The sequence below is a fragment of the Lysinibacillus sp. RC46 genome (genome assembly GCF_041262385.1).
GTDB lineage: Bacteria > Bacillota > Bacilli > Bacillales_A > Planococcaceae > Lysinibacillus.
The window spans coordinates 320,914-342,232 of record NZ_JBGCCF010000001.1 but is presented as its reverse complement, the minus strand read 5'-3'; the positions used below and the strand labels follow the sequence as shown (position 1 = coordinate 342,232).

16 protein-coding genes and 1 pseudogene are annotated in these 21,319 nt (G+C 33.0%); 15 read left to right on the top strand and 2 right to left on the bottom strand.

What is annotated here, in order from left to right:
- Positions 1 to 2 precede the first annotated feature (2 nt).
- Positions 3 to 632 (top strand): orotate phosphoribosyltransferase, encoded by a 630-nt coding sequence (pyrE, locus tag ABH966_RS01675; protein WP_370075295.1) that lies wholly within the window; start codon positions 3 to 5, stop codon positions 630 to 632.
- A gap of 303 nt (positions 633 to 935) precedes the next feature.
- On the opposite strand, the gene ABH966_RS01670 is transcribed toward pyrE, so the two are convergent.
- Positions 936 to 1,199 carry a hypothetical protein gene (locus ABH966_RS01670; RefSeq protein WP_370075294.1) on the bottom strand — a complete coding sequence of 88 codons (264 nt, stop codon included), beginning with the start codon at positions 1,197 to 1,199 and terminating at the stop codon, positions 936 to 938.
- An 83-nt stretch (positions 1,200 to 1,282) separates the two neighbouring features.
- Positions 1,283 to 2,812, bottom strand: a complete 1,530-nt coding sequence (locus ABH966_RS01665) for a cardiolipin synthase (protein ID WP_370075293.1) — start codon at positions 2,810 to 2,812, stop codon at positions 1,283 to 1,285.
- Positions 2,813 to 3,897: 1,085 nt separating this feature from the next.
- Here ABH966_RS01665 and ABH966_RS01660 point away from each other — a divergent pair.
- The 14 genes and pseudogenes from ABH966_RS01660 (at position 3,898) to ABH966_RS01600 (ending at position 21,254) form a co-directional block, all read left to right on the top strand.
- A complete protein-coding gene (locus ABH966_RS01660; protein ID WP_370075344.1) occupies positions 3,898 to 4,887 on the top strand; it encodes an ABC transporter ATP-binding protein in 990 nt (329 codons plus the stop codon).
- A gap of 1 nt (position 4,888) precedes the next feature.
- Entirely contained in the window at positions 4,889 to 5,833 is a 945-nt protein-coding gene (locus ABH966_RS01655; protein WP_370075292.1) for an ATP-binding cassette domain-containing protein, read from the top strand.
- Between the two features lie 2 nt (positions 5,834 to 5,835).
- Positions 5,836 to 6,798 carry an oligopeptide ABC transporter permease gene (gene opp4B, locus ABH966_RS01650; RefSeq protein WP_132357499.1) on the top strand — a complete coding sequence of 321 codons (963 nt, stop codon included), beginning with the start codon at positions 5,836 to 5,838 and terminating at the stop codon, positions 6,796 to 6,798.
- Between the two features lie 26 nt (positions 6,799 to 6,824).
- A complete protein-coding gene (locus ABH966_RS01645; protein WP_370075291.1) occupies positions 6,825 to 7,727 on the top strand; it encodes an ABC transporter permease in 903 nt (300 codons plus the stop codon).
- Between the two features lie 13 nt (positions 7,728 to 7,740).
- Entirely contained in the window at positions 7,741 to 9,552 is a 1,812-nt protein-coding gene (locus ABH966_RS01640; RefSeq protein WP_370075290.1) for an oligopeptide ABC transporter substrate-binding protein, read from the top strand.
- A gap of 883 nt (positions 9,553 to 10,435) precedes the next feature.
- Positions 10,436 to 11,455: an ABC transporter ATP-binding protein gene (locus ABH966_RS01635; protein ID WP_370075289.1), complete on the top strand. Its 1,020-nt coding sequence runs from the start codon at positions 10,436 to 10,438 to the stop codon at positions 11,453 to 11,455.
- Positions 11,436 to 12,419 (top strand): ABC transporter ATP-binding protein, encoded by a 984-nt coding sequence (locus ABH966_RS01630; protein WP_370075288.1) that lies wholly within the window; start codon positions 11,436 to 11,438, stop codon positions 12,417 to 12,419. Before ABH966_RS01635 ends, ABH966_RS01630 begins: the two co-directional genes overlap by 20 nt.
- 61 nt (positions 12,420 to 12,480) lie before the next feature.
- Positions 12,481 to 14,205: an oligopeptide ABC transporter substrate-binding protein gene (gene opp4A, locus ABH966_RS01625; protein WP_370075287.1), complete on the top strand. Its 1,725-nt coding sequence runs from the start codon at positions 12,481 to 12,483 to the stop codon at positions 14,203 to 14,205.
- 93 nt (positions 14,206 to 14,298) lie between these two features.
- Complete coding sequence (gene opp4B, locus ABH966_RS01620; protein WP_370075286.1) at positions 14,299 to 15,264, top strand: oligopeptide ABC transporter permease; 966 nt, start codon at positions 14,299 to 14,301, stop codon at positions 15,262 to 15,264.
- A gap of 12 nt (positions 15,265 to 15,276) precedes the next feature.
- Entirely contained in the window at positions 15,277 to 16,185 is a 909-nt protein-coding gene (opp4C, locus tag ABH966_RS01615; RefSeq protein WP_370075285.1) for an oligopeptide ABC transporter permease, read from the top strand.
- 117 nt (positions 16,186 to 16,302) lie between these two features.
- Positions 16,303 to 16,436 (top strand): annotated as a pseudogene (locus ABH966_RS27060) (IS4 family transposase); the annotation flags it as partial.
- Positions 16,437 to 16,687: 251 nt separating this feature from the next.
- Positions 16,688 to 16,828 carry a hypothetical protein gene (locus ABH966_RS01610; RefSeq protein WP_370075284.1) on the top strand — a complete coding sequence of 47 codons (141 nt, stop codon included), beginning with the start codon at positions 16,688 to 16,690 and terminating at the stop codon, positions 16,826 to 16,828.
- 86 nt (positions 16,829 to 16,914) lie between these two features.
- Positions 16,915 to 19,962 carry a lantibiotic dehydratase gene (locus tag ABH966_RS01605; protein ID WP_370075283.1) on the top strand — a complete coding sequence of 1,016 codons (3,048 nt, stop codon included), beginning with the start codon at positions 16,915 to 16,917 and terminating at the stop codon, positions 19,960 to 19,962.
- Between the two features lie 74 nt (positions 19,963 to 20,036).
- The gene (locus tag ABH966_RS01600) at positions 20,037 to 21,254 is read left to right on the top strand and encodes a lanthionine synthetase C family protein (RefSeq protein ID WP_370075282.1); all 1,218 of its coding nucleotides are present in this window, start codon (positions 20,037 to 20,039) and stop codon (positions 21,252 to 21,254) included.
- Positions 21,255 to 21,319: the final 65 nt, after the last annotated feature.

The window sequence follows — 21,319 nt, the reverse complement described above, 5'->3', positions numbered from 1 at the left end:
CTATGACATTACAAAATGAAATCGCACACGCTATGTTAAAAGTAGGTGCAGTAGAATTAAATCCAACAGAACTATTCACATGGGCATCAGGCATTAAATCCCCAATCTACTGTGATACACGTCTGACAATTTCTGACCCTGTAATTCGTAAGCAATTAGCAAATGGTCTAGCATCTCTTATTAAAGAAAACTTTGGTACAACAGAAATCGTAGCAGGTACAGCAACAGCAGGCATTCCACATGCTGCTTGGGTAAGTGATATTTTAGAATTACCAATGGTGTATGTACGCTCTAAAGCAAAAGAGCATGGCCGTGGTAACCAAATAGAAGGAAAATACGCAGCAGGTCAAAAAGTCGTAGTAGTAGAAGACATCGTTTCTACAGGCGGCTCATCCATTACAGCTGTTGAAGCTTTACGCGCAGCAGGTTGTGAAGTACTAGGCGTTATTTGCGTCTACACATACAACCTTCCACGCGCTGAACAAGCATTTGAAGAGGCAGGCATAAAATATGTATCTCTAACAAATTTCGATTATTTAATTGAAGCAGCTAATGAATCAGGCACTATTAAAGAGGAAGATATTCCATTCTTAAAAGACTGGCATGGGAAATTAAAAGCAGGAGAGCTTTAAATTCCTTCAGCGGGTGTTCAAACACCCGCTGAAAGAATTTAAGCCTCCGGCGGATGTCACGGAATCGAAAAGGAGTTAATAAAGGATGTTAGTCTAAAATCATCGCATCCATGCGATAACGGCTAACTGACCTGCATCGGTAAAAACGCCACGTCCTGTGGCATTACCGAAACCACCGACATCGTGTCGGCCCTCACGCAGACCTAAGCACAAAGTCGATTCCGAACGCAATTATGCCGAGGCATAATTGATTTAATAAAGGGTGGTATGAATTTTTTCATACCACCCTTTCATTGTGTCAAATTAAATAAAGTATGGCTCTCCGGCAAAACGAGGGGTTGATTTCCGTTCCGGCTGGGCGCTTTCCAGGGGGCGTCCGATGCTCCAAAATGCCAATCGCTGATAAAAGTGCCGAGAATCGCTGATAAAATCGAGAAAACCGCTGATAAAGTGCCAAGAATCGCTGATAACAACATGAGAACCGCCGATAGCATCATGAATCGCACCTGTAGTAAAGCGGTAGGTTGGAATGGAAATCATCCTCATTTCAAGCACATCAACATTCACAAAGATTTCCTTGACCATTTCAGACGGTAAACATACCCGTACAATATCGGGTATGTTTACAGCCTTTTTTATTTTTTAGTAACTTACAGTAAAGGAGAAATGAGTCGCATAAGTGATTCAAGCATGCGCTTTTGAATACTTCGCTTTTGAAATGACGCCCATGTAATTTCTATAGATTCTTTAAAATCTTGTTCAAAATCATCTTTTATATCCAGAACTGTTTTAGATTCATAAAGGACCGCAATGATTTCATAATTAAGCTCAAAACTACGAATATCCATATTTGCTGTACCAATTGATGCAATTTCATCATCGACAAGTATAATCTTAGCATGCATAAAAGCATCTTTCACGCGGTAAATGGAGACACCCGCTTTCAGAAGCGGTGTAAAGTATGATTGGGATGCTTGATCACTAATGATGCTATCGCCTTTTCCTGGATATAAAATGCGGACATCTACTCCAGAAAGTGCACTCAAACGTAATAATGTTAATGTTTCCTGATCAGGAATGAAGTATGGAGTGGCAATCCAAATTGACTTTTTTGCAGAACCCATAATTTTCAATAAAGCATTCCGAATATTTGTATCATCTGAGCTAGGTCCACTTGCAACGATTTGTACGGCACCTTCTGCCTGATGAATCCCTTGACTTGGAAAGTATGTGCTATCCATAAATTGATTCCAAGATTCGGTATTTAAACTACTAGTGGCATAGAGAAAATCTTCTAGGAAAATGGCTTGCAGTTTATATAATGCTTTTCCTTCTATTTTTAAATGACTATCACGCCAAATAGGAAACTTCTTCGAACGACCAAGATATTCATCTCCGACATTAAGCCCACCTGTAAAACCAATCGTCCCATCTACAATTACAATTTTCCGATGGTTACGATAATTTACGGTTTCTAATAGCCAAGGTGAAAGAATAGAATCAAATTCAACTACTTCAATTCCTGCTTCTTTCATTGGTTGTAAGAAACGTCTACGTAATTTACTACTGCCGAGTCCATCGAAAAGAAAGCGTACGATCACGCCAGATTTTGCTTTTTTTATTAAGGCGTCTCGAATCGTTGTACCGATTTCGTCTGATCGATAAATATAGTATTGAATATGAATATGATGTGTAGCATTTTCAATTGCTTGTAGGATTTCAGTAAACGTTTCATCACCATTTGTTAAGAGTTTTGTTGCTGTTTCATTTGCAACAGGACCACCGCCAAATTTTTGGATAACTTGTGTCAAGTAGGTGGATCGTTCATTTAAAGGGGAAGAGAGTTCTAAATTAAAACTTCTTCCTTCTAAAATTCCACGGAATAACTTCCTTTTTTCTTCTGAACGATGTAAATGTTTCTTTCTTCTCCAGCGACTTCTTCCGAATAGTAAGTACAGAAGTAAACCGATAACAGGGAGAATGGCTAATACTAAAAACCAAGCCAATGTACTTTGTGGGGAACGGTTTTCAATAAAAATAACGAAGGAAATTCCTATAATTGTGATAGGCAATAGTATGCCTATTAAGGTATATAAGGAAATAAAGGACTTATTTAAGACTCCGAGCATAATTGCCGCAATTGTAAATACAAATAGTAATTGGACTACGCGATTTTTCATATGTATACATTTTCACCTATTCTTTTTTATTTTTTTATAAGACGAAGTAGTACTTTAATAGTTTTATGATAAATTGTTTTCTTTTTATTTACAATATAGACACTTCCACGCTAACGGATATTGTTAGTAATGACCAAATCAATATCGCTAAATCGCAAAATGCTGCCTCTACTGTAAATCAAAAATCTTTAATATTGATCATTTTAAAACATTTAGAGCAATTATACCTCGGCATAATTGTTGTAGCTGACGCTTCGCTTTCGCTACAGAAAATATTGCTGAAAGAAGTTAAATTTTCTCAATTATACTTCTCCCAAATGATAAATCAACTTAACGGAAAATAATAATAAACAATTCATTAAGCGTAATATTTTCCATTAGAAGGTATTGAATATTTGAAATATTCACAATAATAAAATAATTAAATTGAGAAACTAATATAAAAAAAATTACAATTAAATATTAAGAGGTATGTATATCTTTGTTGAAGAAAAAAAGAGGGATAATATTATTTTAATAAAACGAAACACGTTTATTTTATGATATGAATTTTTTAACAAGTAATAAATATTTATTATTAATGTTATTATGTTGTTTTTTTAGGGAATAAAAATAGTTTTTTGTGAATAATTAACTATTATCTGACATTAATTGTTTTAATAAAATAATAGAGTGTTGAGAAATGAAATAATAAATAATAAATAATTATGAACTAGATTTCTAATGATTTTGATTATGATGTAAAGTCTAAATTATATTTATTTTTACAATAATTTAAAAATGTACTTGATTTAATATATTAATTCTAGATAAAATGATGGTACAATTAATTGTCAGATAATTCTTTTGTTGGAATAATATTTTGAGAATGAGAGTGATTATTAATGACAACAATTTATATGAAATTAAGATGCTTATTATATTCAAGGATGAAACTGTTTTAATTTTTCTGAAAATTGAAATGCACAGTGGTGATAACATTAAGTAAACAAAAGCAAATTCATTTAAATTGAATGTGGTTCTTAAAAAGTTGGTTTTTTCTTTTGATTTGATAGGGAGGTAATCGTGTGACTAATAATCATGAAATGATTATTGAGATTAATAATTTACGTACAAGCTTTCGGCGAGCAGATGAATATTTCGCTGCAGTAGATGGTGTTGATTTGCGCATTCGAAAAAATGAGGTGCTTGCAATTGTAGGTGAGTCAGGTTGTGGTAAAAGTACTTTAGCTACATCAATTGTTGGGTTACATAATCCTATCAACACAAAAATTGAAGGTGAAATATTATATAAAGGTAAAAATTTGGTAGATATAACGGAGCAGCAATATACCGAGTTACGCGGAAGTGATTTCGGTTTTATTTTCCAAGATCCGCTGGCAGCACTGAATCCGTTAAAGAGAATCGGTTTCCAAATTGAAGAACCGCTTATATACCATACGGATTTAAATGAAGCACAACGTCGAGAGCGTGCAATGGAGTTATTACAGCAAGTAGGTATACATAACCCAGAACGTATTTATAAGCAATATCCGCATGAATTATCAGGTGGTATGCGACAACGCGTAATGATAGCGACAGCGATTGCATGTAAGCCACCTCTTATTATTGCAGATGAACCAACAACGGCATTAGATGTAACGATTCAAGCGCAAATACTAGATTTATTAAAAGAATTACAAATAGAAACTGAGTCAGGCATTTTGTTAATTACCCATGACTTAGGTGTAGTAGCTGAAGTAGCAGATCGTGTTGCAGTAATGTATGCTGGACAAATTGTCGAAGAAGCACCGGTTATTGAATTATTTAGAAATCCTAAACATCCATATACACGTTCGTTACTTAACTCTATTCCTCAATCTCATAAGGTAAATGAAAAGTTAGAGGTTATTCATGGTATGGTTCCTTCATTATTTAATTTACCACGTGGAGGTTGTCGATTTGCACCGCGTGTTCCATGGATTGACGAAAGCGCCCATGAGGAAAATCCAATATTACATGAGGTTGGACCAGAACATTTTGTTCGTTGTACGTGTTGGAAAGACTTTCACTTTAAGAAGGATGAGGGAAAATAATATGAGCTTTATGCAAATTAAAGATTTATGCGTGCATTATCCTATCCGTGGTGGTTTTTTCAATACCATTGTAGATCATGTTTATGCGGTAGATGGCATTAGTATGGAGTTTGAAAGAGGAAAAACGTATGGTCTTGTTGGAGAATCAGGATGTGGTAAATCGACAACAGGTAAGGCAATTATTGGCTTGGAAAAAGTAACATCAGGTCAAATAATCTATGAAGGACAAGATGTAACGAAAATGCGTCGTAGCGGTAATTCAGGATTTAATCGAGACGTACAAATGATTTTCCAAGATTCTCATTCAAGTATGAATCCAAGAAAACGTATACGTGATGTTATTGCAGAGCCTATTCGAAATTTCCTGCGTTTAAGTGAAGAGGAAGAACGGAAACGAGTTAACGAGCTTTTGGCGATTGTTGGAATGCAAGAGGATGCCCAATATAAATATCCTCATGAATTTTCTGGTGGTCAAAAGCAACGATTGGGTATTGCACGTGCTTTGGCATGTCGCCCCAAATTAATAATTGCAGATGAACCTGTTTCTGCTCTTGATTTATCTGTACAAGCGCAGGTTTTAAACTTTATGCAAGATATACAAGAGGAATTTGGCGTAACGTACTTATTCATTTCACATGACTTAGGTGTTGTAAAGCATATGTGTGATGAAATCAATATTATGTACCGAGGACGTTTTGTAGAAAAAGGACAAAGAGAAGATATATATAATGATCCACGTCATATTTATACACATCGTTTATTATCTGCAATTCCAGATATTGAGCCTGAAACTCGTGTAGAACGTAAGCAAGAGCGTTTAAAAGTAAGTCAGTATTATAAAGAAAATCAACATAAATTTTTTGATAAAGACGGAAAAGTTTATCCTTTACAATCAATTTCAGATACACATGCCGTAGCATTGGCGTCGATTGAAGGAGGAATGTGATTATGTGGAAAACGGTTCTTCGAAGAGTCATCATCATGGTTCCACAAATTATTATTTTAAGTATGTTAGTGTTTATCATTGCTAAGCTAATGCCAGGCGATCCATTTACAGGTTTAATGGGACCAGAGACAGATCCTAACCGTATTGAAGAATTACGCGAAGCAGCAGGCTTAAACGACCCATGGTATCAACAATATGCTAGATGGGTGTCAAATGCAGTACATGGCGACTTAGGTAAAAGCTACACATATCAACGTAGTGTAACATCACTTATTGGTGAACGTGCACTCAATACTTTCTACTTATCATTAGTTGCAATGATCCTAACGTATTTAATTGCAATTCCATTAGGGCTTCTAGCAGGTCGTTATCAAGATTCTCGATTAGACCGAGGAATTGTGTTTTATAACTTTTTAAGTATGGCAATACCTCCGTTCGTCTTTGGTTTAATTTTAATTTATGTATTCGGCTATATATTAGGCTGGGTTCCAACATCAGGTTCAGTAAATGTATTAACTGAAAAAGGTACTTTATCTTACTATTGGGATAAATTGTATCATATTATTACACCTGCTATTACGATGGCGGTTTTGGGTACGTATACAATCATTCAATATTTACGTTCAGAAATTATTGATTCTAAAAACCAAGACTATGTTAAAACAGCGCGCAGTAAAGGTTTACCAATGAATAAAGTATATACACGACACATTTTCCGTAATTCATTAATTCCGATTGCGGCGGGTCTTGGGTTCACTATTACAGGTTTACTAGGCGGAACAATCTTTATTGAAACAATCTTTAGTTATCCAGGTATGGGAGAACTATTCATGTCTTCAATTGCGAGTCGTGACTATAGTGTAATTACAGCACTTATCGTGTTGTATGGTTTCTTGGGGTTACTTGGAAGTATGTTATCAGATATTATTTTAAGCATCGTAGACCCACGAATACGTATCGACTAACTTGCAAAGAATAGAGGTGACTTTACATGGATAAAACAGAAGAGAAAAAATTAGAAGAACAACATCGCCCAGCAGTAGGTTTCCAAGTCGTTTGGCGTGAGTTTAAAAAAGATAAATTAGCGATGTTTTCATTAATATTTTTAATATTATTAATAGCGGCAGTGTTTATTGCTAGTTTTATTATTGATGTAGACGAAATAATGAAAGTTAAATTACTAGGTCGCTTTGCGGAGCCGGGTGTTGATGGATATATTTTAGGTGCAGATGACGCAGGGCGCGATATTTTTGGACAATTAATTATCGGAGCTAAAAACTCTTTAATTATTGCTGTAAGTATTACGCTTATTGCAGCAGTTATCGGTATTATTATGGGTTTAATCACTGGCTATTATGCGGGTAAAGTTGATCTTGTTATTATGCGAATTATGGATTTCATTATGATTTTACCTAATTTTATGATTACGATTGCCATTGTTTCAACGCTAGATAATTATTCACCAGTACACATCGTTATATTATTAAGTATATTTGCTTGGATTGGGAAGGCAAGATTAATACGTAGTAAAACATTAACTGAGGCTCGTCGAGATTATGTAAGTGCTTCAAAAACGATGGGTACAAGTGATTTCAAGATTATGTTTAGAGAAGTTCTACCAAATTTAAGCTCCATTATTATTGTTAACTTAACATTAAGTTTAGCTGGTAATATGGGTGCTGAAACAGGGCTTTCATTTTTAGGGTATGGCTTACCACCTTCAACACCAAGTTTAGGTACTCTAGTAAGCTATGCAAGAGATCCTGAGATTTTAGTAGATAAATGGTGGATTTGGTTACCCGCAGCATTATTTATTTTAGTAATGATGCTTGGTATAAATTATGTTGGTCAAGCGTTACGACGTGCGGCTGACTCAAGACAACGATTAGGTTAAGGAGGAAGGGTAAATGAAGAAAAAAAGTTATTTTCTTTTAACTTTACTATTGACACTAGTTTTAGCACTAGCGGCATGTAGTGGAGGAGGCAAAGAATCTTCAAAGGATTCTGATTCAAAAGGTGGTAATGATTCTGGAAAGAAAACTGAATCATCTCGTAGTTTTCCAATGGAAGTAGAGAATGAAGGAGAACCAATTAAAGGTGGCGTTTTACAAGTAGCTTTACCAAGTACATCACCGTTCAAAGGTATTTTCTTACAAGAACTTTACTCAGATAATAATGACTCAGCGATTATGAAGTTTGCAAGTAACATTCTTTTTGAGAATGACGGTGACTTCCAAGTAACAGATAAAGGACTTGCAACTCTGAAGGTCGACGCAGATGCAAATAAAGCAACTGTAAAAATACGCGAAAATGTAAAATGGTCAGATGGAGAGCCTTTTACAATCGACGATGTTATTTTCCCTTATGAAATTATCGGTAACCCTGATTATGAAGGTGTACGTTATGATGATGATTTCCAAAATATTATTGGTGCTAAAGAGTATCATGATGGGAAAGCTGATACAATTTCAGGTTTAAAACGAGTAGATGATTATACATTAGAAATTTCATTTAAATCAATTTCACCAGCAATTTACAGTGGTGGTGATGGATTATGGAGTTCAGCTGCACCAAAACATCAATTAAAAGATATTCCAGTGAAAGAAATGGTAAGTTCAGATGCTGTTCGTGTAAACCCAGCAACTTTAGGGGCTTTCAAGTACGATAAAATTGTAAACGGTGAGTCTGTTAAACTTGTTAAAAACGAACACTATTGGAAGGGTGAAGCTAAACTCGATGGTGTAGTAATAAAAGTAGTTTCGCCAGAAACATTACCGAAAGCATTAAATTCAGGAAGCTATGACTTAGCGATTAATGGTTTCCCAGGATCAAAAATTACACAAATAGAAAATTCAAAGAACTTAGCAATCCTATCACGTCCACAATTAGCTTATAGCTATTTGAGTTTCAAGCTAGGTAAATTTGATAAAGCAAAAGGAATTAACATAACAGATAAAAATGCAAAATTAAATGATCCAAAATTACGTCAAGCATTAGTCTATGCTATCGATGTAGAAGGCGTTAACGAAAAATTAAGTAATGGTATTCATACACGTGCGACAACGTTAATTCCACCAGCATTTGCATCATTCCATACAAAAGATATGCCAGGCTTCACATATGATGCTAAAAAGGCAAAACAATTATTAGATGAAGCAGGCTATAAAGATGTTGATGGCGATGGTATTCGTGAAGACAAAGATGGTAAGCCATTTACAATTAAATTAGGTGCACAAGGTGGTACTGAGGTTCTAGAATCTACGATTGAATACTACCGCCAAAACTGGAAAGAGGTAGGCATCAATGTTGAATTAGCTTCTGGCCGTCTAATGGAGTTTAACTCATTTAGTGATAAACTTAAAAAAGATGATCCAGAGATTGAAATGTTCTTTGGTGCTTGGGGTACAGGAACAAATCCATCTCCAAAAGGTTTATATGGTGAGGGCGCATTATTCAACTACTCACGTTTTGTATCACCTGAATTAACTGCAATGTTAGATGATATCGATTCTAAAGAATCTTTAGATGTAAATCATCGGAAAGAAGCATTCCGTAAGTTTGAAGAGTATATGTTTGAACAGGCTACAACAATTCCAACTGTAGCAATGACTGAGATCATTCCAGTTAATAAACGTGTTAAAAACTTTAATGTTGACTATGCAGATGAAACTCAATATCAAGATATCGAGTTAACTGCTGATGCTCCATTAAAAAACTAAATAGCACATAGTTAAGTGTGAAAGTGTAAAGCTGTAGGTAATTTCCTTAAAAGGAATTTCTACAGCTTTTTTACGTTTGTGTAACTTCAAATGTCCGTCGAGAAATTAATTTATTTTTTACAAAAAAATAAGGAGAAGTCCGTAACAAATAGTTGAATTAAATTATTTGTCTTCCGTAATAATTCTAGCTTTAAGGCGTTGATGTGTTAATAGAAAAAATTATTTATTAATAGTTATTAGGGAAAAGATGTGAAAATGGTGAAATGTAAAAAAACGGGATCAGCGTCATAGGTGAGACCCTGTAGTGCAATCGGACAACCTCAGCAAAGCACCCGGTCGGAATGGAAATCAATCACACGTTACGGTTTCAGCTAAAATTCATCTAAAAACCTAATCCGAATAAATGTAGAATTTATGAGGAAAAGTATAAGGAATAAATGAATATTTGCTATATTGTCATAATAAAAAAGTAATACTTTAAACCGATAAAGTGGGAAGTCAACAAAATACTCATTGAAGAAAAAAACAAATTTATTGAGTGAAATTGGAATAGTTGTATGGATTAATTTGTATATAAGAATATAAGAAATGTAAAAATTCACTTGATTAAATGTATTATTTCTAGCTAAAATGATAATACACTTAATTATCAGAATATTATTTCATTTGGGATTTGCGCGAAAATTGTTTGTGGAGTTGAGATTGATATTCTTTTAAATTGATGATTTTATACTTTGAAATGATTTTGAAATAAATTATTTTTGATGAACTTAATATCTAAATGTAATTTTTATGTAAAAAAGATAGTGCTTAACATGCAGCATCTAACTCAATACATTGGCAACAGTAGTTAAGTAAAAACTCTTAAAAGGTGTGATATAAAATGAGCTTAATGTTAGAAGTGAAAAACCTTAAAGCTGGTTTTGATATAGACGGGGAGCTATATCATGCAGTTGATGATGTTTCATTTTCAGTTAAATCTGGTCAGATCATTGGAGTGGTTGGTGAATCAGGCTGTGGAAAAAGTGTAATGTCTCTTTCTATTATGCAATTACTTCCCAAAGGAGTTGGTAAAATCACTGGAGGTGAAATAAGATTCCACGGGAAAAACATAGAGAACTATTCGAACGACGAGATGAATAAAATTAGAGGAAATGATATTAGTATGATTTTCCAGGAACCTATGACATCCTTAAATCCTGTTTTTACTATAGGCTCACAAATTGAAGAGATTATGCTTAATCATAGTAAAATGTCTAAAGCTGAGGCTAGAAGTAATGCGATTGATTTATTAAAACAGGTTGGCATTCCAAGAGCTGAAAAAATTGTAAATGAATACCCTCATCAATTGTCAGGTGGTATGAGGCAAAGAGTAATGATTGCTATCGCTATTGCTTGTCAGCCTAGACTTTTAATAGCGGATGAACCAACTACTGCACTTGATGTAACAGTTCAAGCCCAAATACTAGATTTATTGAAAAGTATTCAGGGGGAAAATAACATGTCTATTGTACTGATCACTCACGATTTAGGTGTAGTCGCGGAAATATGTGATGAAGTAATTATTATGTATGCTGGAAAGATCGTAGAACGAACAACTGTTGATAACTTGTTTTACAATCCCAAACACCCATATACGAAACTCTTAATGGAATCTATTCCGAGAATAGATACAGAAGTAAATGAGTTAGCTACTATTAAAGGCATTGTACCTTCTTTAAAAAATATGCCTCAAGTAGGCTGTCGTTTTGTTGATAGATGTCCATCGGCGATGCCTGAATGTAGCAGTGTTATGCCGCAACTTACCTTCGTAGATGACAATCATGAAGTCTCTTGTTTACTTTATGAAGGCTGTAATTCTAGAAAGGGTGTGAGCAAACAATATGAATCAAACTTTAAATAATAAAGAAAATTTATTGGAGCTAATTAATTTAAAAACCTATTACCCGATTAAAGGTGGATTATTCAAACATACGATTGGACATGTTAAAGCAGTTGATAATATTTCTTTTGCCATAAAAAATGGTGAAACATTAGGGTTAGTAGGCGAATCTGGCTGTGGAAAGTCAACAACAGGTCGTACGATTTTAAGATTGTTAGACGCAACGGAAGGAAAAGTTATTTTTAATGGACATGATATTACAAAATTGCAAGGAAAATCATTAAGAGAAATAAGGAAAGATATCCAAATGGTGTTTCAAGATCCTTATGCATCATTAAATCCTATGCAAATGGTAGGTAGTATCATAGCTGAACCAATCATGAATTACTATAAAAAATCACTTAAATCCTTAAAAAATGAAGTTTTAGAGCTTTTACAAAAAGTTGGCTTACCCGAAGATGCATATTACAAATATGCGCATGAATTTTCAGGTGGACAGCGTCAGCGGATTGGTATTGCTAGAGCACTTGCACTTAAACCAAAACTAATTATAGCGGATGAACCAGTTTCAGCATTAGATGTCTCTGTGCAATCTCAGGTTCTTAATCTGCTAAAAGAGTTGCAGGATGAGTTTGACTTAACATTTTTATTTATTGCTCATGATTTAAGTGTTGTAAAACATATGAGTGATCGAATCGGTGTTATGTATTTAGGAAACATTGTGGAAATTGCAGATAAAGAACATATTTATGATGAACCACTTCATCCTTATACACAAGCGTTAATCTCTGCAATCCCGGTACCTGATCCAAGGAAAAAGAGTAGCCGTATCGTATTAGAGGGGGATATCCCTAGTCCGGCTAATCCTCCTAAGGGGTGCCCTTTCCATCCACGTTGTCCGAAGGCGATGGTAGAGTGTTCATTATCTAAACCAACCTTAAAGGAGGTGAAGCGGGGGCATAGAGTTGCATGCCACTTATATTAAAAAATAATAAGAAAATAGTGTGTTAATTATTTTCAAAATAAAATTCACGGGGGGATAAACAATGAAAAAGTCAGCATTATGGGCTTTCATGCTAATGCTAGTAACAGCTTTGCTTTTAGCAGCGTGTAATAGCGACAACTCGACAACTGACAAGGATAAGGAAAAAGATAAAGGTGATTCCACAAAGACTAGTGAAACAGCAAAAAATAAGGTTGTAACTTTCGGTACCGACCAAGCGCCTGAAGGTGTATTTGACCCAGCATTTAATGGAAGTGTTGTAGATAGTTATATCCAAAATTTCACAATGGATGGTATTTATGATGTAAATGATAACTTAGAATATGTTCCTAATTTAGCAACTTGGGAAATTAGTGAGGATAAATTAACTTATACGTTTACATTTAAGAAAGGTGTAAAATGGCACAATGGTGAGGAGTTAACAGTTGATGATTGGGTATTTGCATTAGAGACACTAGCTGATAAAGATTACGATGGCCCACGATTCAATTATGTTGAAAATATTAAAGGCGCAAAAGCAAAAAAAGAAGGGAAAGCTGACAAAATCGCAGGGATCGAAGTCGTTGATCCATATACTGTGAAAATTAATTTTGAAAAAGTGAAAGTTAATAACCTAGAAAACCTTTGGCAGTATCCTATGCCAAAGAAACATTATGAAGGTATTGCTGTTAAAGATTTAAGCGAGTCGAAACAAGTTCGTGCAAATCCTGTTGGCGTAGGACCGTTTAAAGTGAAAAAGGTTGTAGACGGCGAATATTCTGAATTAGAGCGTTTTGATGATTACTGGAAGGGCAAGCCGCAGCTTGATGGGGTGATTGTAAAAGTAATTGACCCATCATTGGCAGCTGGTGCGTTCCAAAACGGAGAAATTGACATCATGGATATTAGACCACAATCTGTGAAAGAATTGTCAGCATTGAAAAATGTACGTATTGAAGAAACGAATGGTGTAGTTTACTCGTATATCGGTCTTCGTTTTGGTCATCGTGATAAAGCTACTCTTAAAAATGTAGCAGATTTTGATAAGTTTAAATCAAAAGAATTGCGCCAAGCACTATTATACGCAATTAACCGTCCAGCAATGATCGATGCTTTCTTAGAAGGAAAAGCTAAAGTTGCAAATACTGTGGTTCCAAGTGCCTTCTGGACTGCTGCAGAGGAATCTGACTTAAATCAATATGCATACAATCCAGAAAAGGCTAAAGAGCTTCTTAAGTCTGCAGGTTATGTAGATATTGATGGTGATGGCTTTGTAGAAGATCCTAAAGGTAAGCCATTTAAAATTTCATTTGGCCACTATGCTGGTCCTGCTGCCTTTGAGGGTCGTTCACAAGCGATTATTCAAGCTTGGAATGATATTGGAGTGAAAACAGAACAAGCAACTGGTACTTTAATCGAATTTAACTTATATAACGATATGAAAGATAATGATGATGCTGCATTAGAAGCATTCTTCGGTTCTTGGAGTACAGGGGCAGATCCTGACCCAACTGGATTATGGGGGAACGATGCAGAATGGAACTTCGGTAGATACGTAGATGCGAAAAACCAAAAATTATTGGATAAAGCCTTAAGTGAAGAGGCATTTGACAAAGATAAGCGTAAGCAAACTTATGTGGAATGGCAAAAATACTTCAATGAAGAATTACCAGCCCTACCATTATGGGAAGGCTTAGATTTATATGGCATTAATAATCGACTACAAGGTGTTCATATTAACGCTGTTGGTTTCCAAACAGATGTTTATAAATGGTATATCGAGGAATAAATTGTAAACTTACAAAGAATTATTAAGCCTACTAACTAGGTCCACTTCATGAATTGGGCCTAGTTAGTAAATTTCTATATAAGGAGACGTCACATGCTTCAATACACACTTCGAAGATTTCTTGGCATGATTCCATTGTTACTCCTTATTTCTGTGGTGGTGTTCTTTTTAGCGAAAATGATGCCAGGGGATCCATTTGCTGGTGAAATCAATCCTTCTAATACGAATCCACAATACATCGAAGAAATGAGAGAAAAATTAGGCTATAATGACCCGATTATCGTGCAATATGGTAGATGGGTCGGTAAATTTATACAAGGGGATTTCGGGAAATCTACTGTTTATAAAAAACCGGCTGCAGAGATTATTGCTCAGCGAATACCAAATACAATATTTTTAGCGTTAACATCATTAGTTTTCACGTACTTTTTTGCATTTCTTATGGGAATGTATGCAGGAAGAAAGCCTTATACACTCGGAGATAATTTAATTGCAACTTATAATTATTTAGCTTTAGCCATTCCATCGTTTGTTGCAGGAATTGTTGCTATTTATTTCTTTTCCTTTAAGCTAGGATGGTTTCCTTTTAGTGGTTCCGTAGGTGTAGGCATAGGGGAGGGAACTTGGGAGTACTACATGAGTAGGATGCACCATGTTTTATTACCGGCACTTATTTTAGGATTAATGGGAACGGCGTCCTACACACAATTTTTACGAAATGACATTATTGAAAATAGTAGGAAAGATTTTGTAAGAACAGCGAGAGCAAAGGGAACAAAAGAGTCGAAAATATATAACAAACATATTTTACGAAATTCTATTATTCCAATAATTACGTATCTAGGTTTTGATATTGCAACATTAATTAGTGGTGCGGTAATAACAGAAACTATCTTTACTTATCCAGGTGTAGGCGCACTCTTCTTAGAATCTGTTGGACGTAGAGATTATGCGGTCATGATGTCGATAACAATGTTACTTTCGTTTTTAACGCTTTTTGGAAATTTAGTGGCGGATATATTATATGGTGTGGTAGATCCGCGTATTAGACTAGATTAAGGAGGGGAAATTATGACATTGGTAACTGATCAAGAAGTTTTAACTCCAAAGACACCGAAAAAAAGCCCCTCGCCATGGGTGATAGCGAGACGAAAGTTTGTAAAAAATAAATTAGCTATGATTAGTCTAATTTTTTTACTACTAGTTATCGTTTTATCTTTTTTAGCTCCCTATATTACAACAAAAGACATTGTACGTGTCGACTTTATGAAAATTAGTCTACCTCCATCAAGTGAGCATTGGTTAGGAACAGATACGAATGGACGAGATGTTTTTACTAGAATGCTCTACGCTGGTAGATCATCTTTAACAGTTGGATTAGGCTGTATGATTTTTATTGTAATAATCGGAACAGCTGTTGGCGCTATTTCAGGGTATTTTGGAGGAAAAATAGATCAAATGTTAATGCGATTTACTGACTTCGTATTAATGTTTCCGTTTTTAGTTTTCTGTATTGTTTTAAATACTATACTTTCAGGAAAAATATCCGGTTTATGGACATTAATAATTGTCATTTCACTTTTAATGTGGGGAACCGTTGCAAGGATAGTTCGAAGTAGGGTTTTAACTGAAAAGGAAAATGAGTATATATTAGCTGCTCAGTCAATTGGTTGTAAACCTTCAAAAATAATTATTAAGCATTTATTGCCTAACGTTGCATCGACGATTATTGTACAAGCAACATTATTGATGGCGATAACAATTGTTGCAGAATCTAGTTTAAGCTTTTTAGGACTTGGTGTACCAGCTGATACTCCGAGCTGGGGCAATATGCTATTTGAGGCTAGAAACTCAGAGGTACTGAAAAATATGCTTTGGATGTGGGTACCACCTGCAACGGCTATTACTCTAGTTATTTTGTCGATCAACTTTATTGGAGAAGGATTAAAAGATGCTTTAAATCCAAAATCAAGAAGGTAATTGGTGCATATTGTTGCCACCTAGCTCAAGAAAATAGGACACCATAAAAAGTAATATTAGTTACTAAACTTTCATAGCAAGAAAATCCTTATAAACCTGTTGTGTTATCAGCTATTCAGCTTTTTAAAACTCGGCCAAGGACGTTCTTATGACTTGCTCATCAGTTATACGATAATTGTTTTTACGCGCTATATTTTCACCGCATGGCAAATGTGAAAAGAGTGGATTCCAAAACATTTGGCAATCTGTTTAATGAACGTGAAGACATAAGAGACATCGATTCCTGACAGCCAAATGAAAAAATGACTGGCGTCTCTACCTAGTTGTTTCAAGTAATGTCTAGGCATTTCAGGATGCTAGAGTTGAGTATTAATTAAAGATATTTTTCATAAGAATCAATTTTCTGTATATTCTAAAAAATAACTTGATGAATCTCTTACTTTTTATTACAATTAAGTTATAGTTTTGTAATATTGTGTTTTCGAAGGAGGTGAATTGGTAAATGAAAAGAGATATTTTTGATTTAGATTTAAAAGTATCAGAAGTAAGCCCACAGATATCGCATCCAGAACAAGAACTACCAAGTTCTAAAGATGCTAACGCTAACCTTTCTTTTAAGCCACCTTGTCCAATAAGACCATAACTATAAATGCGGTGAAAAGTTATTTCTTTTCGCCGCTTTATATTTTTGCTAAATCCGAAATTTTAATAGAATAGGGAGGTTAAATTATGAAAAAAGACTGGAGTATATTGGATTTAAGTGTTGTGAGAACCCCATTATTCCCACTTTCATTTTATATAAGTAAATTATCCTTAGAAACAAATCCAGAAAATATTATAAATTTAGTTCTGAATAATCAAGTTATTAAAGAAGCAATATATTTTGCTAATCCAAATCTCTTAAATGAATTAAAAAAATATAACAATAAAAGTGATAAGAAAAAAAGAAATATTATAACCTCTTTATATAAATACCTTGCAAGAATTTCTACAAAATCAACTCCTTTTGGACTTTTTTCAGGAGTTCAAGAAGTTTCGCAAAAAAATACTTCATATACCTCTTTAAATAATCAAACAGAAAAAAAAAATAATAAATATATAAGAGTAGATTCGATGTGGTTACTAGGTGTAATAGAAAAAATTGAAGTTCAGGAACAATTGTGGGATTTTATAAATGTTAAATTTGTGGATATGTATTTATTTGAGGGAGATAGGATATTTTTCCCGTACAAAACGATGTACGGACAATTTGATAGATATAAAGAACAAGGTGAAAAAAATGGTTTTTCCATTCGGAATAGCGAGCTAATTAATAAAATAAGGTTAATTGCAACTGACTTTATCCCACTTTCTGTTTTGTTATTTGAGCTGAAAAATATTTATACGGATTTTAATGTGACTGAAATTAAATCTTATTTGAAACAATTAATATCCCTTGAAATATTACATACAAATTTGCGTCCAAATTTAACAAATGCAAATAGTCTAGATGATTTACTATTATTTTTTAAAAGAAATAATTTAGCAGATCAGCCAATGTGTCAATTGCTTTATAAAATACAAGAATGTATTTCAGAATATTCCGATTTGGAATTAGGTAAGTTTGAAAGTATTGAGTTATTGAATGAAATAAAAGTGAAAATGGAGGATTTATATAAATGTAAAGATTATTTACATATAGATTTAAAATTTGAAAGTGATTATGAGCTTCCAAGAAACTGTAATGAGGATATAAAGAAAGCAATTGATATACTAAGTCTTTTTTTAATTCATCGCAATCATAATCACAATCAAAGTTTAGAAACCTTTAAAAAAGTATTTATAGAAAAGTATGGCTACAATACAGAAATAAAATTAGTTGAATTACTATATTCTCTTGAAATTACTGATTATACGACAAAGAATATAACGACAAGAACTTTAGATGAGGTAGAGGATCATACAATTTATAATTATATGGAAAGCTTAATCACTAATGCTTTATTTCAAGGGTTTGAAGAATTGGAGATAACTGATAACGAAATAATAAAGTTTAAACAGTATCAAAAAATAGACTTCTCCTATGTAAATGAGTCATTTGATATGCTATTCTCAATAGTCAAAAATAATGATCTTGTTTATTTGACAGTTAATAATGATAATTTTTCTGACAATGCTGGACAATTAATAGGAAGATTTTTTCCTTTGTTAAGTGATAAATATATAAAGGAAATTGAAATATTAAATGATTTTGAAAAGAGTATTTATGGAGATAATTATGAGATAGCTGAAGTTGGTTGTCAAAGTGTTTACGGAAGAGCTTCTAATATAAGTTCAACTATAAATCCTAGGGATCATGAATTACCTATTCTTTCAGGTTTTTCTAAATTAAAAAATAATATAAAAATTGGTTCGATTCTTTCTGGAATTAATGATTATGGAGAATTATATTTGAAAAATTCTGACACAAACAACTTAATTGTTCCTAAAACAACAAATATGTTAAATGGTGTAAATTATTTTCCTGAGGTATATAAATTTTTATTAGACGTAGGAAAAGAGGGGGAGATTCCTTTTCAAACTTTCTTTCCGATTTTTTATAATAAATTTGTATTTACTCCTAGAATCAGGTATAAAAATATTGTTTTGTCTAAAAAACAATGGAGAATTGACATGTATATTCTGCAGTTAGAAAAGCAGTTCAAATATGAGGATTGGGAATATGCAATTTCTAAATGGAGAGAAACGTACAAAGTTCCAAGAATAGTGGAAATGAAAAATTTAGATTCGACAATTTATTTTAATTTAGAAAATTCATTGCATTTAAAAATTTTAAGAAAAGAATTTTCTAAATTAAATAAGCTTATTTTTACTGAAGTAGACTATGGAATTGATATTAATTCTATTAAAGAAAATCAATTTAAAGAAGAATTAACAGTATCTATATTGAATAAAAGGAGTATTAAAAAGAAATTTAATACAATGCATAATAATCCAGAAATCAAAAGGAAGATTATTCCTGGTGATGATTGGATTTATTATAAACTTTATATTAAAGAAGATTATCAAGATGAGCTATTAATAAAGTCTGTATTACCATCTATGAATAAATTATTGAAAGAAAATAAGATATATTCTTATTTCTATGTAAGATATATTGATTCTCGTCCTCATATTAGGCTGAGGATAAAAGTAGACTCAACAAATTTTAATTTTGTATTTTCATTTATGTATGATTGGATAAAAAAATATATTGAAGAGAATTTTATAGATAGTTTAAGTATTGATACGTATTATCCAGAATATATGAGATATGGTGGGCAACGATTAGAAGAACGATTTCATGAAGTATTTTTTGCAGACAGCCAATATTGTTTAGAGTTATTAAATCTAAACAATAAAATTGGGGAACCTATTGAGAAAATAATTATTTTTTCGGTAAAGTGTTTATTACAGGATATTGGTTTCGAAAAAGATAAGCAGATTAAACTTATAAATCAATATTTAGACCTACATAGGTTAAATAAAAAAATATTGAAATTAAGTTTCAAAGATTATATTTTAGAAAATTCAGGGATAGATGATTCTAATTTCGAATCTGAAGAAGTTTCAAAATTTAGAGCATGTGTGCTTAAACAATTCTCTAAAGAGTTAGAAATTGCTCAATTAGAAGGATTTGATATGAATGATATTGTCCTATCAGTAATTCATATGAATGTAAATAGATTAATGATTATATATAGAGAAAAAGAAAATCAACTAATGTATAGTGTATTAAAATTTCTTGAGAAAAATTAAATAAACTTCAAGTTCTTCTTACATCATATTACATTTTTTGTGATTTTTATAAATTGTATCTGGGGGTAAAACCAATGCATACTTCTTCTTTAGAGCTTCAAAAACAATGTTCAATACTTTTTGAAGAACATCTGAAAAACTTTGCTAACAATACTTTGAAAACAAATTTTGAAGATCAAAGTATTCATACTCTTAGTCATGGGATTCCGGGACTTTGTATTTTTTATGCAAGTTTAGATAAGTTGTATCCGAAAAATAATTGGGACTATTATGCACACAGGCATTTAGAAATATTAAATAAAAAGATAGATTTTAATATTATAGATGTATCACTTTACCGTGGAATAAGTGGAATTGGGGCATCAGTTTTATCTTTAGCAAAAGAGGGTAGATACCAACAATACTTAAAATCATTAAATGAAGTTTTAGAAAATCGAATTAGAAAATTACTAAATGAATTCCCTTCAGAATCTGACGTCTCAATATATGATGTTATTTCTGGAATATCAGGTGTAGTTAGATATATGCTATTTTTTAAAGAAAATAATAATATTAATCAGTTAATAAATGAACTAGTTAGTAAGATAATAGTATTTGCAGAATCTGAAATGGATAAACTTTCTGGTGATTTTGCAAATAAAAATGATTCTGTTAACCTGGGAACCGCACATGGTTTATCAGGCATCTTATCAATTTTATCAATAGTCAAACTAGAAAAATTTGAAGTTGAAAAATTGAATCTAACTATAGTTAATCTAGTAGCGTTTTTTGAAAAAAATACATTCAAAACATTAGGTGTACTTACTTTCCCTGAACGCTTACCTTTTATAAATACACCTAGACATAAAAAATATATTAATTCCTCTTGGTGTTACGGTCTAACTGGGATTACTAGATCAATGATTTTAGCATCTAAGGCAATAGATGATATGTTACTTAAAGAAAAATATATTAATAATTACAACATGTTCCTCAACTCTTTAAATTTAGAGAAAGGAAAGGTTTCTACCGTATTTTGCCACGGTGTTTCAGGGATAATTTATGAAACCTTCTTGATATATAAAGAATCTGGAAATATTAAATTTATTGAACACATTTTAAAGTTACTAACTATATTACATGACAATTCAGATTTTAATAATTTCAATTCATTTCCGGATCGCTCGTTAGAAGAAAACTATATTGAATACAAGGAGGGGATTTTAGACGGAACTATAAGTGTATACATAGTAATATTATCTATTTTGTTAAACGAAAGGGAAAATATGGATTGGATTTTTTTGAAAAGTTAATTTTAAAACGAAGGGGAATTGAAACTTAATTCATTTTCTTCTGAACAAATTAGTCTTTCTGATTG

Coding starts and splice junctions, on each gene's coding strand:
- pyrE (WP_370075295.1), top strand. CDS start 3: ATGACATTACAAAATGAAATCGCACACGCTATGTTAAAAGTAGGTGCA.
- ABH966_RS01665 (WP_370075293.1), bottom strand. CDS start 2,812: ATGAAAAATCGCGTAGTCCAATTACTATTTGTATTTACAATTGCGGCA.
- ABH966_RS01660 (WP_370075344.1), top strand. CDS start 3,898: ATGATTATTGAGATTAATAATTTACGTACAAGCTTTCGGCGAGCAGAT.
- ABH966_RS01655 (WP_370075292.1), top strand. CDS start 4,889: ATGAGCTTTATGCAAATTAAAGATTTATGCGTGCATTATCCTATCCGT.
- opp4B (WP_132357499.1), top strand. CDS start 5,836: ATGTGGAAAACGGTTCTTCGAAGAGTCATCATCATGGTTCCACAAATT.
- ABH966_RS01645 (WP_370075291.1), top strand. CDS start 6,825: ATGGATAAAACAGAAGAGAAAAAATTAGAAGAACAACATCGCCCAGCA.
- ABH966_RS01640 (WP_370075290.1), top strand. CDS start 7,741: ATGAAGAAAAAAAGTTATTTTCTTTTAACTTTACTATTGACACTAGTT.
- ABH966_RS01635 (WP_370075289.1), top strand. CDS start 10,436: ATGAGCTTAATGTTAGAAGTGAAAAACCTTAAAGCTGGTTTTGATATA.
- ABH966_RS01630 (WP_370075288.1), top strand. CDS start 11,436: ATGAATCAAACTTTAAATAATAAAGAAAATTTATTGGAGCTAATTAAT.
- opp4A (WP_370075287.1), top strand. CDS start 12,481: ATGAAAAAGTCAGCATTATGGGCTTTCATGCTAATGCTAGTAACAGCT.
- opp4B (WP_370075286.1), top strand. CDS start 14,299: ATGCTTCAATACACACTTCGAAGATTTCTTGGCATGATTCCATTGTTA.
- opp4C (WP_370075285.1), top strand. CDS start 15,277: ATGACATTGGTAACTGATCAAGAAGTTTTAACTCCAAAGACACCGAAA.
- ABH966_RS01610 (WP_370075284.1), top strand. CDS start 16,688: ATGAAAAGAGATATTTTTGATTTAGATTTAAAAGTATCAGAAGTAAGC.
- ABH966_RS01605 (WP_370075283.1), top strand. CDS start 16,915: ATGAAAAAAGACTGGAGTATATTGGATTTAAGTGTTGTGAGAACCCCA.
- ABH966_RS01600 (WP_370075282.1), top strand. CDS start 20,037: ATGCATACTTCTTCTTTAGAGCTTCAAAAACAATGTTCAATACTTTTT.